10 protein-coding genes are annotated in these 17978 nt (G+C 39.7%); 4 read left to right on the plus strand and 6 right to left on the minus strand.

The window, feature by feature from the left end; all coding sequences use genetic code 11:
- Positions 1 to 8 precede the first annotated feature (8 nt).
- Positions 9 to 3077 (minus strand): SusC/RagA family TonB-linked outer membrane protein, encoded by a 3069-nt coding sequence (locus IEE83_RS24090; protein WP_228101954.1) that lies wholly within the window; start codon positions 3075 to 3077, stop codon positions 9 to 11.
- Between the two features lie 509 nt (positions 3078 to 3586).
- Between IEE83_RS24090 and IEE83_RS24095 the strand changes: the two genes are divergently transcribed.
- Entirely contained in the window at positions 3587 to 6571 is a 2985-nt protein-coding gene (locus IEE83_RS24095) for an FAD-binding and (Fe-S)-binding domain-containing protein (protein WP_194123024.1), read from the plus strand.
- 94 nt (positions 6572 to 6665) lie between these two features.
- The gene (locus IEE83_RS24100; RefSeq protein WP_194123025.1) at positions 6666 to 7274 is read left to right on the plus strand and encodes a Uma2 family endonuclease; all 609 of its coding nucleotides are present in this window, start codon (positions 6666 to 6668) and stop codon (positions 7272 to 7274) included.
- Between the two features lie 4 nt (positions 7275 to 7278).
- Here the strand turns inward: IEE83_RS24100 and IEE83_RS24105 are convergent, their stop codons facing one another.
- Positions 7279 to 8523, minus strand: coding sequence for an MFS transporter (locus IEE83_RS24105; RefSeq protein ID WP_194123026.1), 1245 nt, complete (start codon positions 8521 to 8523; stop codon positions 7279 to 7281).
- Between the two features lie 63 nt (positions 8524 to 8586).
- Positions 8587 to 8994, minus strand: a complete 408-nt coding sequence (gene arfB / locus IEE83_RS24110) for an alternative ribosome rescue aminoacyl-tRNA hydrolase ArfB (RefSeq protein WP_194123537.1) — start codon at positions 8992 to 8994, stop codon at positions 8587 to 8589.
- A 304-nt stretch (positions 8995 to 9298) separates the two neighbouring features.
- On the opposite strand from arfB, the gene IEE83_RS24115 reads away from it, so the two are divergent.
- Together IEE83_RS24115 and IEE83_RS24120 are read left to right on the plus strand one after the other, a co-directional pair.
- Positions 9299 to 10621, plus strand: a complete 1323-nt coding sequence (locus IEE83_RS24115; RefSeq protein WP_194123027.1) for a DUF6600 domain-containing protein — start codon at positions 9299 to 9301, stop codon at positions 10619 to 10621.
- 172 nt (positions 10622 to 10793) lie between these two features.
- The gene (locus IEE83_RS24120) at positions 10794 to 11813 is read left to right on the plus strand and encodes a GntR family transcriptional regulator (RefSeq protein WP_194123028.1); all 1020 of its coding nucleotides are present in this window, start codon (positions 10794 to 10796) and stop codon (positions 11811 to 11813) included.
- A gap of 58 nt (positions 11814 to 11871) precedes the next feature.
- Here the strand turns inward: IEE83_RS24120 and IEE83_RS24125 are convergent, their stop codons facing one another.
- The 3 genes from IEE83_RS24125 to IEE83_RS24135 form a co-directional block, all read right to left on the minus strand.
- Positions 11872 to 13155: a sugar isomerase gene (locus IEE83_RS24125; protein ID WP_194123030.1), complete on the minus strand. Its 1284-nt coding sequence runs from the start codon at positions 13153 to 13155 to the stop codon at positions 11872 to 11874.
- A gap of 126 nt (positions 13156 to 13281) precedes the next feature.
- Complete coding sequence (locus IEE83_RS24130; protein WP_194123032.1) at positions 13282 to 15405, minus strand: bifunctional aldolase/short-chain dehydrogenase; 2124 nt, start codon at positions 15403 to 15405, stop codon at positions 13282 to 13284.
- 299 nt (positions 15406 to 15704) lie between these two features.
- Positions 15705 to 17816, minus strand: coding sequence for a prolyl oligopeptidase family serine peptidase (locus IEE83_RS24135; RefSeq protein WP_228101955.1), 2112 nt, complete (start codon positions 17814 to 17816; stop codon positions 15705 to 15707).
- Between the last annotated feature and the right edge of the window lie 162 nt (positions 17817 to 17978).

Raw genomic sequence — 17978 nt, forward strand, 5'->3', positions numbered from 1 at the left:
AAAATTAATTAGAATGAGAAACTTGCACCAATCGTGTAGGTTCTTGATCTTGGATAAGCGGTGTAATCAATTCCGAATGATGGAATGTCATTCAATGATTTGTTTGTGCTTACTTCCGGATCCTGTCCGCTGTATTTTGTTATTGTAAACAAATTCTGTCCTGAAACAAATACTCTGGCATTTGACAAGATTTTGCTGCTTTTCAAAGGAATACGGTACCCCAATGAAAAGTTCTGCATTCTTATGAAATTACCTTTTTCCAAAAAGCGTGTGGATACATCCGGCGCGTTTAATGCACCTTCTCCATTACCGATTACATTTTTCGTTACATTACGTCCGTTAGCAAATGATCCTTGTGTAAAGAAAGCATTTGCAGTGTTTGAGTACAAGTAATTTCCAAATACACCATTGAAAAAGATGCTCAAATCAAAATTACCATATTTAAAGTTATTTGTTAAACCCGCGTTAACTTTTGGAAGCGGACTTTTTCCTCCAAGGAATTGTTGGAAGTCACCATTTGGATAAATTGAATTACCATTATCATCAAATCCACCAAACTCGCGAAGGAAATAAGCGAACAATGGCTGACCTTCTGCCAGACGTTGTGCAAACGCACCCGACAAACCTTGTCCGTTAATTTCACCTGTATCATAAGTACCTATCAGGTTTTTAACAAGGTTTTTGTTGTAAGAAGCATTGAACAAAACTTCCCAAGAGAATTTTTTCCCGTCAATCACTACTGCATTTAAAGCCAATTCGATACCTCGGTTTTGAATATCAGTATCAAGATTTTTATAAACAAAGGGGTTCGGAGCAGGCTGGGCAGCAACCACCTTGAAAAGCAAATCTTTGGTACTTTTGTTGTAAGCGTCAATGCTACCGGAAAGTCTTCCTTTCAAAATAGAGAAGTCGATACCAAGGTTTAATGCAGCAGTAGATTCCCATTTCAAGTTTGGATTGTTAAAGGCAACGGCGTTCAAACCACCACCTGTGATACCGTCACCGTTTTGGTTAATTACGTAATCACTGTATCTGTCTCTTCTGTCATATACGTTGTGAGGAATGTTTTGGTTACCCGTAACCCCATACCCAACTCTAAGAGCAAGATCTGTAAATACTTCCTTAGGGACGAATTCTTCCTCAACAATTTTCCATTTAAATGCACCTGATGGGAAATATCCATATTTATTGTTACCACCAAATTTAGATGAACCATCTATACGTAACGTACCGGTAAACAGGTATTTATTGGCAAATCCAAGGTTAACACGACCAAAATAAGATTGCAGCTCATCTTTGGTATAATTTGAATTCTGAACTACTGAACCAACACTTTGTAAAGCAGTGGCATCCTTAATTGCCACTGTTCCGGCAATACCCAGGTTATTAACCATCAAATCCAAATCACTTGTTCTGAAATTTGCAGCAGAAACGTTTTTACTACTGTTTTCAAAACTTTGATATGAATAACCCAAAAGTGCATTCAGTGTTACCTTACCAAATTCTTTATCGTATGTAAAATAGTTTTCCCAAAGCTGATTGTTTGCTTCAACATCTCTGATATAAACACGTCCGATATTAGTTATCCCTGTTACAAGCAGGTCTCTTGAATAAGCTTGTTTTCTTGTTGACATTGATTTATCAAAACCTAATACTGTTTTGAATTTCAAACCTTTAAGAATTTCAAGTTCTGCGTTGATGTTTCCTAGTGCGCGTAAAGTATTGGCTTTATCCTTCGACAATTTAACAAATGCCATAGGGTTAGGTTCAGTAGTAGTAACCTGATTAAATCCACCATCCGCATTGTAAACGGCACGGGTTGGGTTTGCTTTTAAAATACTACCCATAAGATCACCCTCGAAACCGATGTTTTCCGAGATCGGAACACCTGTATCCTGCGTATTTGCAAAGTTCAGGTTGCTACCAATTGAGAGTTTATTATTGATAAATTTCTTTGCTCCACTGAATCCCACACTATAACGTTTTACATTGGAAGTCTGAACGATACCATCCTGGTTAAGATAACCCAAAGAAAAACGATAGTTACCAGCATTATCTCCTCCGCCATAAGAAAGGTTATGCTGATGTGTAAGCGCAGTTCTGAAAAGTTCTTTTTGCCAATCTGTGCTTGATCCCTGATCTTGTCCCCCTGCCGCAACGTATTCTTTGGCATTTAATAAATCATACTTTTTAGTAATGTTACTGATACCAAAGGAATATCCGTAATCCAGAGAACCTTTTCCTTTACCTTTTTTCGTTGTAATTAAGACAACACCATTAGCACCACGCGAACCATAAATTGCGGTAGCAGAGGCATCTTTCAAGATATCAATACTGGCGATATCATCAGGATTAAGGAAGTTTAAAGGGTTTTTTGCAGGCTGACGACCAACACCCTGATTATCTCCACCACTGGAAGTGTTATCACCGCTCAGAGGGACACCGTCAATTACAAAAAGCGGGTTGTTACCTCCCAATACAGAAGATGTACCACGGATACGTACGTTAATACCACCACCTGGCTCACCGCTGGACTGGGTGATTTGCACGCCCGCAACACGTCCCTGCATCAATTGCTCAGGAGAAGTTACAATACCTTTTTGAAAGTCTTTGGAACCCAAAGCGGATACTGCACCTGTTGCATCCTTTTTTCTTACAGTACCATAACCTACAACAACAACCTCTTCCAGTGCTTTTACATCTTCGGATAACGATACATTCACTACTGATTTATTTCCAATAGCCACATCTTTCGGTTCAAAACCAATTGAGCTAAAAGATAAAGTTGAATTAGCAGGCACCGCGAACTGGTAGTTACCATCAACGTCAGTATTTGTCCCTCTTGTAGTCCCTTTAATTGTAATGGCAACCCCCGGCAAACCAGACCCTTTTGAATCTGTTACTTTTCCACTAACGGCAACATCCTGTCCAAAAGCAGCAGCCGTAGAAAAAAGTAATAAAAACAAGAAATTGTAATAAGTGAAGTGACGTTTACTAACATCATCTCGATTTTTAACATCTTCAATTGCACCCAATCCTTTGGAGATTTTGTGCAGTAAACAGGAAAGTTTCATCATACATTAGGTTAATTAATTTTGTTAGTTCTTCAATCCTATTAATCAAAGTCATTCAAAATCTTCTAAAAACTGTGTTTCCGAGGTCGAAAAGGCACATTATGAACAATAATCAGATTAAATTGAAATTTTTGCTTAATAGTTAAGCAAATTAATATAATTAGTTGAGATATTACAAATTATGGTGACATAGATTTATTTAATTATTACAAATATTTATTGATAAAAGATTAAATAAACTTTTGGTTACATTTTTTTATAATTTTAATAAGTTGACTTTATACATTTTAAAGCAGCGACTTAACTCTTCAAAAATTAATAACCTCCTGAATTTCCTTTAGGATTTCAACATACTCCTATAAACGACACCAGTAAACGTTATAAACAACATACTTGCCATTTGAGATTTTAACTAAATGAAATTCCAACTAACCTTTCTATAAAAATTTCATGATTACATCGGTGGTTGTTCGTAACTTTGGAGCAGTATATTTTCAGTACCTTTTTAGTTTATGGCACCGCAGTCCTCAGTTGAAAATTCAGATCTACAATTATTAGCCTCCCAGCTTACAGGTGATTTATATGATGACAATACAATGCGTACTTTGTATGCAACGGATGCATCGGCCTACCGGGAAATGCCTTTGGCTGTGGCCATTCCAAAAACACTGGATGATATTAAAAAACTGATTGCTTATGCAACCAGTAATAAAATTTCATTGGTACCCAGAACTGCAGGCACTTCACTCGCCGGACAGGTTGTGGGAAGCGGAATTATTGTCGATACTTCGAAGCATTTCACCAAAATTCTGGAAATTAATGCTGAGGAACGTTATGTCAGGGTTGAGCCGGGCGTTGTGCGCGATGAACTGAATATGGCTTTAAAACCATATGGGCTTTATTTCGGTCCGGAGACGTCTACGGCAAACCGCGCTATGATCGGGGGAATGGTTGGAAATAATTCCTGTGGATCCAATTCCGTAGTATATGGAAGTACGCGCGAACATTTGCTGGAAGTAAAAGCAATTCTGGCGGACGGAAGTGAGGTAACTTTTGGTACAGAAAGCACTGTCGATTTTAAAAATAAACTTTCAATTACAAACGGGCAGCTTTCTCTTGCCGATAAAATTTATTCCAAAACTTTTGAAATTTTATCGAATCCAGCCAATCAGGTCGAGATCAGAAAAGAATTTCCAAAACGCAGCGTAGAAAGAAGGAATACCGGTTATGCGCTGGATATGCTTTTGGAAACGGAACCTTTTACGCATTTTCCTGAAAATGGGGAAAATGCGGTTCCTTTTAATATGTGTAAACTTATTGCCGGATCAGAAGGTACACTTTGTTTTCTGACTGAAATCAAATTAAACATTATCCCGCTTCCTCCGACGACACAAGGATTATTGTGCGCTCATTTTAAGACGATTGACGAAGCTTTAAGAGCTACCATTCTGGCTTTAAAATATAAACCGCAGGCTGTTGAGCTGATTGATAACTATGTTCTTGAATGTGCCGCCACAAATAAAGAACAAAAGGCAAACGCATTTTTTGTCCAGAATACTGAGGCGGGAGAATATCCTGCAATTCTGGTTGTGGATCTTTCCAGAGAAACAAAAGAAGAAGTAGAAGCACTGGCCGAAGCTTTGAGAGCCGATTTTATTGAAGCCGGCATGGGTTATCACTATCCGCTTTTATTTGGGGATGATACCAAAAAAATCTGGACACTTAGAAAAGCAGGATTAGGTTTGCTGAGTAATCTTCCGGGTGACGAAAAAGCTGTGGCCGTGATTGAAGATACCGCAGTGGATGTTTATGATCAGCCTCAGTACATTATTGAATTCAATGACATTCTCAAAAAACATGGTATGTCAGCAGTGCATTATGCGCATGCCGGATCGGGAGAATTACATCTTCGTCCGATTATCAATTTAAAGACAAAAGAAGGTCACCAGCAATTCAGAACCATCGCAGAAGAAATTGCGACGCTGGTTAAAAAATTCCAGGGTTCACTTTCCGGTGAACATGGAGACGGACGTTTGCGCGGCGAATTTATTCCGCAAATGGTTGGACAGCATAATTATGAATTGTTTAAGGAAATAAAACGGACCTGGGATCCTCATAATATTCTGAATCCGGGAAAAATCGTTGATACGCCGCCAATGGACAGCTTTTTACGTTACGAGGCGGATCACTTTGTACCGGAGTTCAAAACTTATTTCCGTTTTAAAGATCAGACTGTTTTGCAGCACGCAGAACAATGCAACGGATCAGGCGATTGCCGGAAAACGGAGATGAGCGGTGGAACGATGTGTCCAAGTTTCATGGCGACACGAAATGAAAAAGATACAACGCGTGCAAGAGCCAATATTCTGCGGGAAATGCTGACAAATTCTCCCAAAGAAAACCGGTTTGACAATAAAGAAATCAAGGAAGTATATGATCTCTGCCTGGCCTGCAAAGGTTGCAAAGGCGAATGTCCTTCCAATGTGGATGTCGCGAAATTGAAAATGGAATTTCTTCAGCATTATCATGACGAGCATGGCGTTCCAATGCGCTCGTGGCTGGTTGGGAATTTTTCAAAACTTAACGGTTTGGCCAGTTATGTTCCGTGGGCTTATAATTTGATATATAAAAATGCGCCGCTTCGGAAAATTGCCAATAGCATCGTCGGTTTTCACCCGGAGCGTACCATGCCGTTGTTAAAAAACACAACACTTCGTGCCTGGTATGATAAAAGAGCAAAGAGTAAGAAACCGGCAAGTTCATCCGCCCGTCAGGTTTATCTTTTCTGTGACGAGTTTACCAATTTTAATGACGTTGAAATTGGAATAAAAGCAATCATGGTTTTGGAAAAACTGGGTTATGAAGTAATCATTCCTAACCACGGAACATCCGGAAGACCTCAACTTTCGAAGGGATTATTAAAAGACGCAAAGAAAATCGCAGAAGAAAATATCCGTTTGTTAAAAGATATCATTTCTCACGACGCGCCATTAATCGGTATTGAGCCGTCTGCAATTTTAACTTTCCGCGACGAATATCCTGATCTTGTTCGGGAAGATATGGTGGAAGATGCCAAAAAACTTGCGCTTAATGCTTTGCAGTTTGATGAGTTTGTTTCAAGGGAAATTGAGCTGAAACGCATTTCGAAAGATTCGTTCAGTAAGGAAAAACGAGTGATCAAGTTACACGGTCATTGTCAGCAAAAGGCGATTTCCAGTATGATACCAACGAAAAGAATGCTTTCATTACCGGAAAATTACACCGTTCAGCTAATTCCTTCGGGATGCTGCGGAATGGCGGGATCTTTCGGATATGAAAAGGAGCATTATGATATTTCCATGCAAATTGGAGAGCTTGTACTTTTCCCAACGGTTAGGAAACAGGCTGATGATGTAATTATTGCTGCTCCCGGAACAAGCTGCCGTCACCAGATTCATGATGGTACTGGACGCAAAGCGATGCATCCGGCAGAAATATTATTTGAAGCTTTGGTTTAGATAAATATAGATTAAGTCAAAAAACATTTGATTAATCTATATTTATTTTCAAACTGATTTAATTACCTTAGAGTTAAATCATAAACTAAAAATCATGACATTAACAGTTAGCAGTAAACTCGCCGATTTTCAGGACGAACTGCGTCTGGATTTAGCCATAGATTTGGATGATGACTCATTTTATGATTTTTGTCAACGGAATCCTGAACTTCGATTTGAACGAAATCCCGACGGTACAATTATCATTATGCCACTTACAGGAGGAAAGACAGGAATTCGAAATTCAGAATTATCATTTGAACTGGTTTTGTGGAACAGAAAACATAAGCTGGGACAGGTTTTCGATTCTTCAACTGGATTTAAATTTCAAAACGGAGCTACGCGATCGCCAGACATGGCTTGGATTAGCAACAATCGATGGAATACACTAAGTCCGCAGGAACAAGATAAATTTCCACCTATTTCACCAGACTTCGTGGTGGCGTTAATGTCTGCCACAGATAAATTGAAAACTGTTCAGGACAAGATGCATGAGTATATAAATAATGGTGTATTACTTGGGTGGCTCATAAATCCGAAAACCCAAGAGGTATTCATTTATCGTGAAGACGGAACGGTAGATCGTATTCACAATTTTAACAACTTATTGTCCGGAGAAAATATTCTTCCCCATTTCGAATTCGACCTTACGCTGCTACTCTAAAAAATTACTGTTCTACGTAATCCAGATCCTTACCATACGTTTCTTCCATTTTCCAAAGCGAAAGTAAAGCAAGTACAAAACACACGATCCCTACACTTGCACCTGCCTGGAGAACACCCCAGTCAGGTTTCAGGTATTGAAAAACAGGTAATGTTAAAAGTGTAGTTGCGCGGACATTATTTGCTACGGAAGTCGTTACTGTTGCCCGAAGATTAGTACCAAATTGTTCTGCGGTGGTTGTAAGAAACATGGCGATGTAACCTATAGAAAAACCTAGCCAGCCATAACATATATATAAGGTTGTGGCAGAATTGATTCCACCATATAACAACGCGACCATTCCTGCAAACGTCATGAACAACATGATCAATATTGCTTTTCGTCTGGATTGTAGCCACTGACTTAAAAAACCACTAAAAAAATCGCCGGTCACAATTCCTATGTAAGCATAAAGTACGCAAGTTCCCGCCTGAACATCTCCCGGAATGCCCAAAGCTTTTGCAAATTCATTTCCAAAAGTTGCATAAATTCCAATGACAAGATATGTTGGCAACGCAATGCCCATGCATCGCAGGTAACGAATTAATTTTTCTCTTTTTGTAAAAATCGTCCACCATTGCACTGCTTTTGCTTTACTTTCAATTGCTTTTTCAAAAAGAAAAGATTCAAGAACATTGAAACGGAGCACCAAAAGGATAAGTCCCATTCCGCCACCGATGAAATAAGCAGTTCGCCAATCCGTAAGTTTTACTGCAAAAAATGCGGCAATTGCTCCGGCAAGACCAACACTGGCAACAACAGAAGCTCCATAACCACGTAAATGTTTGGGAAGAATTTCAGCGATTAAAGTAATTCCTGCACCAAGTTCACCCGCAAGTCCGAGACCGGCAATGAAACGAAGTATTGAATAAACTTCAACATTATTGGTAAAACCGCAGACAATATTCGCCAGAGAATACATCAGAATCGAGCCGAAAAGTACAGAACGACGACCCATTTTATCTCCCCATATTCCCCAGAAAAAACCGCCGATCAACAAACCAGCCTGCTGCCAGTTATAAATTTTCGCTCCGATAGCAGAAATATCTGCTTCCGACAAACCCAGTTCCCGCAAACTTGGTACTCTCACAATGTTGAACAAAAGCAAATCATAAACATCAACAAAGTAACCCAGTGAAGCCACGATTACAGGTAATGAAAGTACAGTACGAAGTGCAGAAGTATTATTTGAAGCAGAAAGTAAAGCCATATTTATTGATCAAAAATCTTATCGTAAGTAAAAGGGGTTTTCATAATAGTAAAACAAATTCAACTAATCATCTACCGGTTTTCTTCGCATGGATTTTACATTTGACTTTCTTTGTTTTCCGGCCAGTCGTTCAAGTTTTGAAGCCAGTGTCGGGCGGGTTGCTTTTCTTTTCTTCTGAACAAAAAATGCCTGCTGGATAAGTTTATTGAATTTCTCAACAACCTTATCCTTATTTGCCAATTGGGAACGTTCCGTTTGGTGATAAATTACCAATACATTGTCATTCGTCAGTTTGGTACTCAGCTTTTCAATAAGTATCTGTTTTTCCTCATCTGTCAGCAATGCAGAATTTGGAATATCAAACCTAAGCTCCACTTTTGTTTCTACTTTATTTACATTTTGCCCACCGCTCCCACCGCTTCTGGCGGTTTGAAAAACGAGCTCAGTATGTAGTTTTTCAGGGTTTATCATCATTCAATTATAAAAATGTGTTAACACGTGTTAATGTGTATACCAATATTACCAGTTTTTACGCTTTCAAAACGATTATAGTTCTGGTTGATTTTCGGGATTCAAGCAGCTAATAAATCATAAATATCTGCAAATCAAATATTTAAATTTAATTTTGTCTGAATTTATTAATCAAATTTATTTTTCAATCAGCATAAAGGAACAGTTTTATAAGATTTCCCTACTTTAAACCTGATTAAACCTGTTTCAAATTTTCATGTCAAACAATTGATTTTAAACACGAAAACTATTAATCCATACGGCCATGAACACCATGCATAAATTTCGGATACTGGGCTTGTCGCTTTTACTTATCGCAGGTATTTCAACCGGGGAAAAGTTACAAGCCCAGCCCGGGGTTTCTATTTCATATCAAACTTTTTACAATGAACTGGCACCTTACGGACGCTGGATCAATACACCACAATATGGTTCGGTATGGACACCTTATGTCGATGCAGGATTTCAACCTTATGCAACAAACGGATATTGGCAGGTTACAGAGTATGGAAATACCTGGGTTTCCGACTATGACTGGGGCTGGGCTCCCTTTCATTACGGCCGCTGGTCATATGATGATTATAACGGCTGGTTCTGGATCCCTGGATATGAATGGGGACCTGCGTGGGTGAGCTGGCGATCAGGTGGTGGTTACTATGGCTGGGCACCGATGGGACCTGGGGTAAATATCAACGTATCGATTAATATTCCTTCTTTCTGGTGGGTTTTTGTTCCGCAGCAATATATTTCTAGCCGTAGCTGGCACAATTACTGGGTTCCCCGTGGCGGATATAATAATATCTATGGACGCACAACGATCATCAATAACTATTATCGCAGCAACAACCGTTCTTATGTATACGGTCCAAGACGTGATGAAATTGAACGTGTAACAAGACGTCCGGTAGAAATCCGTCAGATCGATCGTGACCGCAGAGGAATTGTGATGGGTGGCGACCGCGCGAACAGCAGAGGTTATGGTGGCAACGCTGGCAGCTATGACAGATCGCGTTCTTATGGTTCTGATAACAGAGGAAATAATGGCTATAATAATAACGGTAGAGGAGCGAGCGATTATAATTCCGGAAACAGAAACGGTAACAATGGCCAATTTGGTAACAGATCTTATTCAGGAAATGACAACCGTGTTCCCGACAACAGAAATATGCCGGACAATAGAAGCAACAACGGAAATAATCCTTACAATCAAAGTCAGCCAAACCGTTCCAACGAACGTTCAACACCAGACCGCGGTTATTCTGCGCCGCAAAGAAGCGCACAGGATTATGGAAGTCAAAGACCGCAAGATCCGTCAGTTGCTTATGGAAACCGTGGTGGTGAAGCGCAACGTCAATCGCCCGCACCAGACCAAAATCGTTCCCGTTCTTACGATCAGCCATCCAATTCAGGACGCTCAGATAATTATGGCGGACAAAATCAAGGTCAGCAAAGATCCTTTGATAATGGAGCGTCAATGAGATCTAATTCTTCTGAAAGAAGTGGTGGCGGTGAATCAAGAGGCGGTGGAAGATCTAATGAAAGTCATGGCGGTGGCGGATCAGAAAGAGGTAGCCGTTCTCCAAGATAATTTTAAATTTGTAGTATAAAAATGCTCTTCGGAAGATTTTATAGTCTTCTGAAGAGCATTTTTAGTAATTAATAAGTATATCGATGTACCATTTTAACTTTTATTTAATATTCAAATTTAAAGGAATTGTATTAATTTTAACATAGTTCCAAACCTAAGCATCTCGTTTTTAATGGAAATCCAGTTTGATATTGAGTTTAAGGAAAGTGCGCCAAAGTATATGCAGATTATCAAATCGCTGCTGTTAGCTATTGGCAAGGGAAAACTGAAAAGAGGAGATAAAATACCGTCTATCAATCAGTTGAGTGAGGAATACTTACTTTCGAGAGATACTGTTGAGAAGGCTTACCGTCATTTAATAAAAGATGGGGTTTTGGTGTCGGTTCGGGGAAAAGGATATTTTATCAACCGCGTTGATATTGAAACAACTTCAAGAATATTACTGGTTTTCAACAAAATAAGCAATTATAAAAAACAGATTTATAATGCTTTTGTTGAAAATGTTGGTCGAAACATGATCGTTGATCTGCACATTCATCACTCCAATATCAATATTTTTTCCAATCTGATAAAAAACAGTTTGGGAGAATATGATTACTATGTGATCATGCCCCATTTTTACGACAATGAAGATGAGGCTGCGAAAATATTAAAATTGATCCCGGCAGAGAAACTGATTTTGCTGGATAAGGACGTAGACATTGATAACCGGAAACATTCGGCCGTTCACCAGAATTTCGAAAAAGATATTCTTTGTGCGCTTAACGAAGCAAATGACCTGCTGAAAGTTTACAAAAAGCTGATCCTTATTTTTCCAACCCTGATTCCTTATCCAAAGGAAATCATCAAAGGCTTCCGTCTGTTTTGCATTCAGCAGCAATTTGAATTTGATATTATGTTTGAAACCGAGGAAAATACCAAAGTTATCAAAGACGCAGCTTATGTTGTAATCGAAGAAACTGATCTGGTTAACCTCATCAAAAAATGCCGTGAACAGCATCTGGTTGTCGGAAAGGATGTTGGGATAATATCTTATAATGAAACGCCGCTAAAAGAAATTCTTTTGGACGGAATTACCACAATCTCAACCGATCATGAGCAAATGGGAAAAACGGCGGCGAGATTGGTGATGGAAAACAAAACGGAGATTATCAAAAATCCCTTTACACTGATCAGAAGAAAATCGTTATAAAAAATGTCATTCCAAGGTATCAGTGGACACCTTAGAATGACAAATGTATTTTGTATTATTAAAGACCAGTCGCTACGGTTACCAAACCGCGTTCTGAAATCAATCCGTTTCTTACTTTCAAATCTCTGAAAAGTCCGATTGGGTCAAGCGAACCTCCGCTATGCAGCATCGCTTCGCGAACTAACGGACGAACATCTGTTCTGAATGCATTTTGTAATAATTGCTGAGCCAAAACAACATCATTTTCTCCTCTTGCGATTTCCAGTTTTTTGCTGTCCAAAATCAACGCCTGGGCATATGACAAAAGAATTGCTTCAACCGATTGAAGTAAATCTTCCAAAGGATCTTTTACATTATGACTTGCATCGATCATCCAGGCGAAACCGTCGCTGCCTTTTCCGGCACGTTTCATTCCTTCAACCAATTCCACAAAAATCAGGAAAAGCATATACGGTCTGATACTGCCAACGGTTAAGTCATCATCTCCGTATTTGGAATCGTTAAAATGGAAACCAGCCAGACGGCCTTCCATCATCAACGTTGCTACAATTTGCTCAATATTCGCGTTTGGCAAATGATGACCCAGATCAACCAGAACATCCGCTTTGGGGCCTAGTTTTTGGCAAAACAATAATGAGCTTCCCCAATCCTGAATTACGGTTGAATAGAAATTCGGTTCATATGCTTTGTATTCCACAAAAACTTTCCAATCGTCCGGTAGCGCCGCATAAATTTCCTGCAACGATTCCAGCGTATTTTGAAACGCCTTTACAAAATTGGATTGTCCTGGAAAACATGACCCGTCAGAAAGCCAGATCGACAAAGCTTTCGACCCTAAATCTTTTCCGTATTTAATTACTTCAATATTATGATCAACAGCCTGCTTACGCACTTTTGGATCCACATGTGAAAGTGAACCATATTTATACGACAACTCCTGATTTTTCTGATCCTGGAATGTATTGGAATTTACGGCATCAAATTTCAGATCAAGCGAGGAGGCTAGTTGAATCATCGCATTTGCATCGGTTGGGATATCCCATGGAATGTGTAAAGAAATTGATCCGCTTGAACGGTTCAACGCGTGCAAAATTCCAACATCTTCAATTTTTTCTTCCAACGAACCAGGTTCACCAGCACCTGAAAAACGACCAAAACGGGTTCCGCCGGTTCCCAAAGCCCAGCTTGGAATTGCTACTTGAAATGCCTGCAAAGTTTTTACAATCGCATTGGCATCAATACCCTGTTCTCCCAGTTGTTCTTTAAGAAAAATGAACTGATTGTTATGTTTGCCCAACAAACCTTCGTTATGCTGATCAATCCGATATTGTTCTATTTTCATCTTTTTAGCATTAAAGATTTTGAAATAAGCCGGATAAAAACGGCTTCGGAAATTGGAATATCACTATAAAAAGAAAGCTGTGTCAAAAGCAGAATCTACTTTTAACACAGCTTTTAATTTCAAATACTAGCGAACAAATGCGGCAGGAACACCACCGTCAATATTCAGAACATTTCCGGTACTTTTTCCCAGCAATCCGCCAACGAATACGAAAACTCCGTTTGCTATATCTTCTGTATGAATTTCAGCATTCAGAACCGTCCGTTTTGCATAGTAAGCCGGCAATTCTTCGATTTTGATACCGTAAGCTTTTGCGCGTCCGGCTGCCCAGCCACTTTCCCAGATTTTACTTCCGGAAATCACGGCATCAGGGTTGACAATATTGACACGGATTTTGTCACCGCCCAATTCTGCTGCCAAAAGTCGGGACATGTGCTGCTGCGCCGCTTTTGCAGTTCCGTAAGCCACGTTATTTGGTCCGGAAACCAGTCCGTTTTTACTTGCAATATTGATGATATCACCGCCCAGCCCTTGCTGACGCATAATAGCCACAGCTTCCTGAGAAACAAGGAACTGACCTTTTACCAAAACATCCTGCAAAATATCCCAGTCCTTAATGGTTGTTTCAGCAAGCGGCTTTGAAATAGAAAGCCCGGCGCAGTTTACAACGATATCAACACCACCGAATTTCAGTTTTGTAACGTGAAAAGCTGCATTAATCTGATCTACTTCCAGAACGTTTGCATTGGCAGTAGCTGAGAAATCTTTTCCGAATTTACTATCAAATTCACTTTTAGTTTCGGCAAGTGCTTTGTCATCAATATCAGAAATCACTACGCAAGCACCTTCTTCCAGGAATTTCTGAGCAATTGCTTTTCCAATGCCACCAGATCCACCCGTAACGATAGCTACTTTGCGAGAAAGTGATTTTTCTTTCGGCATACGCTGCAATTTCGCTTCTTCAAGCAACCAGTATTCAATATCGAAAGCTTCCTGTTCCGGTAGAGAAACGTAAGATGAAACCGCTTCCGCGCCTTTCATTACATTGATTGCATTGGTATAAAATTCAGCCGCAACACGAGCAGTTTGTTTGTCTTTTGCAAAAGAGAACATACCAACGCCAGGGTACAAAATAATAACCGGATTCGGGTCACGAACGGCCGGACTGTTGTCATGTTTACAACGATCGTAATAAGCCTGATAATTGGCACGATACGCTTCGAACTGCGGACGGATATGATCTAAAATAGCTGTTGCATCTGATGCCAGAACTTCCGCAGGAAGGTCAAGAACCAACGGACGGATTTTCGTACGAAGAAAGTGATCCGGGCAACTTGTTCCAAGCGGAGCCAGTTTATCCAGATCATTGCTATTGATAAATTCCAAAACGCGTGAATCATCAGTAAAATGTCCCACCATCGTCTGACGGTCAGAAGCAAGACCTCTCAGGTAAGGATTCAGCTGACCAGCTACTTCCAGACGACGATCCGCTGCAAGACTTTCTTGTTTGGCACCTCCAAAAACAGGACGTTTTATACCGTAGTTTTCTTCAAGATAAGCAGATGCCTGTTCAATTGTATTCAGGGTATTGATATATGATTCGTAGGCTGTATCACCCCAGGTAAATAATCCGTGGCCACCCAAAACGATTCCACGAATTCCCGGATTGTCAGCAAGCGTCTTTTCCAGTTTCAACCCAAGGTCAAAACCAGGACGTTGCCAAGGCACCCACGCCAGTTCACCTTTAAATAATTCTTTTGTAATGGCTTCACCTTCTTTCGAAGCTGCGATTGCAATTAACGCATCAGGGTGTAAGTGATCGATATGTTTGAAAGGGAGCAGTCCGTGTAACGGCGTATCGATAGACGGTGCTTTGGATTTAAGATCATAAATACAATGATTGAAAAGCTCAACCATTTCATCTTCAAATTCAAGGCCACGATATATATTTTTCAATGCATGCAGACGGTTTTGATAAAGACCGGCAAGACCGCTTCTTTTCAAAGTACCAATATCACCGCCAGAGCCTTTGATCCACATCACTTCAACAGGATTTCCCGTCAACGGATCTTTTTCTATGGTTTTGCAGCTGGTATTTCCACCTGCATAGTTAGTAAGACGAAGATCCGCTCCTAATAAATTGGAACGATATAAAAGTAATTCCACCTGGTCATCACCAAGGGAAGCTGCTTTCGCATCATCCCATAAATAGCTCACATACTTGTACTGCTCTGCTGTTGAACTGCTCATATTATTTTGTTTTTAAGATCGCTTTTAAGTTAGAATTTCAGAATGAGTAAGGTTTTTCTATGTCAGCCATTTCACTTCTAATTTACAATACAAGATTAGAAAACTTAGGTTTGCGTACCGTCCTGTGGTATCCTGCACACAGGAATTATATAAGTCTTTCTGGTAACAATTCTAATTAGAAGAGCCGCAACAAATATTTGTAGCGGCTCAATTAAAATTCTGTTTTATTAAAAATTAGTTTTGAATTACCACTTTTCTGGTCTCTTCGCCGACTTTTAAGATAAAAAAACAAATAAAATTTACTTCCAGCTCAACCCCATATTATAAAACAAAAACGCATAAATATCCGCCTGTGTTTCCAGAGCTTTCTTGGTGTTACTGGCTCCATGTCCGGAATTGGTGTCAATCCTAATTAAAAGCGGATTGGTTGAAGATGCTCCCGCTTTTTCCTGTAATTCCGCTGCATACTTAAATGAATGTGCAGGAACTACACGGTCGTCGTGATCGGCGGTTGTGATCATAGTTGCCGGATAATTCACGCCCGTTTTGATATTGTGTAATGGAGAATAAGCATAAATCGCTTTAAATTCATCTGCATTATCGCTGCTTCCATAGTCTGCAATCCAGTTCCAGCCGATTGTAAATTTGTGAAAACGAAGCATATCCATTACCCCAACGGCCGGAAAAGCTACTTTGAATAATTCCGGACGCTGGTTCATAACCGCACCAACCAGCAAACCGCCGTTTGATCCACCCTGAATCGCCAGACGTGCCGGAGAAGTATATTTCTCTTTAATTAAAAACTCAGCAGCAGCTATAAAATCGTCGAAAACATTCTGCTTTTTCAACTTCATTCCCTGCTCATGCCATTTTTCGCCATACTCACTTCCTCCGCGCAAATTAGCCTGAACAAACACACCGCCCTGATCTAAAAATGGTATACGTGTGGGACTAAACGCAGGTGTCAGGCTAATGTTAAATCCACCATAACCATACAGAATCGTCGGATTTGATCCGTCGAGTTTCAAACCTTTTTTGTAAGTGATAAAAGCCGGGATTTTTGTTCCGTCTTTGCTTGGATAAAATACTTGCTTGGTTTCATAATCCTGTGGCTTGAATGAAACTTCCGGCTCACGGAAAACAGCGCTTTTTTTCGAGGCTATCTCATACCTGAATATTGTAGGCGTATAATTGAAAGATGTGTAAGTATAAAAAACAAAGGTATCTCCCCTTTCTCCTCCAAAACCGCCGACAGTACCAAGACCAGGCAACTGTACTTCATTTTCAAGTTTTCCCTTCATATCATAAACATAAACTCTGGAGGTCACATCTTTGGAATAGGACACAAATAATTTCCCACCAGCTGTACCTGCACCCTGTAATGGTTCCGGTTTTTCAGGTAAGAATGGCTTCCAGCTTTTTGTTTTCGATTCAAAAAACAAAATTTTGCTGTTAGGCGCATTTTCATTTGTTTCAACCAAAAATCCGCCATCCACATTTTCAACCACACCAAAACTGAAATCAGTAATTTCTTCCTTTATAGCGGTGAATTTGTTTTCTCCTTTTCCCATAACCCACAATCCATTCCCGTCTTTGCCTTTTCCACGATCACTTACAGATAAAATGGCATATTGTTCATCCTCTGTTGTGCCTACGGTGTGAAAACGCTGTCCGTTGGCTGCATCTTCATAAATCAGTTTATCAGAAGATTGTTCTGTCCCAACCTGATGATAGAAAACCTGATGATTTTCATTTTTGGCAGCCAGTGCACTTCCTTCCGGTTTTGGATAACGGCTGTAATAAAAACCATCACCCTGCCAGGCAGCGCCGGAAATTTTCACCCATTCAACTTTATCCGAAAGTATTTTCAGGGTTTTCATATCCATCACCTGATATTCCTGCCAGTCAGAGCCACCTTTGGAAAAACCAAGAACGGCGTGATTTCCATTTTTTGATAAACTAAAAACGGTCAACCTTGTAGTTCCGTCTGTTGAAAGTTTGTTTGGATCAAGGACAACTTCCGGTGTTCCGTTTAAACCATTTTGTCTGTAAAGTACGGACTGGTTTTGCAAACCATCATTTTTATAAAAATAAAAAAAGTCGCCTTTCTTGGTCGGAGCCGAATATTTTGGATAGTTGTAAGCTTTTTCCAAATCCGTAAATATCTTCCCTTTGAAAGGTATTTTATCAAGATATTCAAAAGTGACAGCGTTTTCAGCTTTTACCCAAGCCGCAGTTTCCAGTGAGCGATCATCTTCAAGCCAGTGATAAGGATCCGAAACTTTTGTACCGTGGTAATCCTCAACATGATCTATCTGATTTGTTTTTGGATAATTTATTTTCTGAGCCGAGCCATTTGCAGCTATTAAAGTGGCGGTAATTACAGTCATTCCAAAAAATTTAATTGTCATAAAGTTACAATGTTAATATTCAACAAAAAGTGCTGTCTCTGCATTTGCCACTGGATAAATTTATTTAATTTTTCGTAACGATTTGTTTTTTTGTTCAGTAAAAAACCTCATTTTTAGTATTTTGTAAATCAAGTAACTTCTAGTTTTCAGATTAATATTAAG

The organism is Dyadobacter subterraneus, from assembly GCF_015221875.1.
In the GTDB taxonomy this organism is placed as follows: Bacteria; Bacteroidota; Bacteroidia; order Cytophagales; family Spirosomataceae; genus Dyadobacter; species Dyadobacter subterraneus.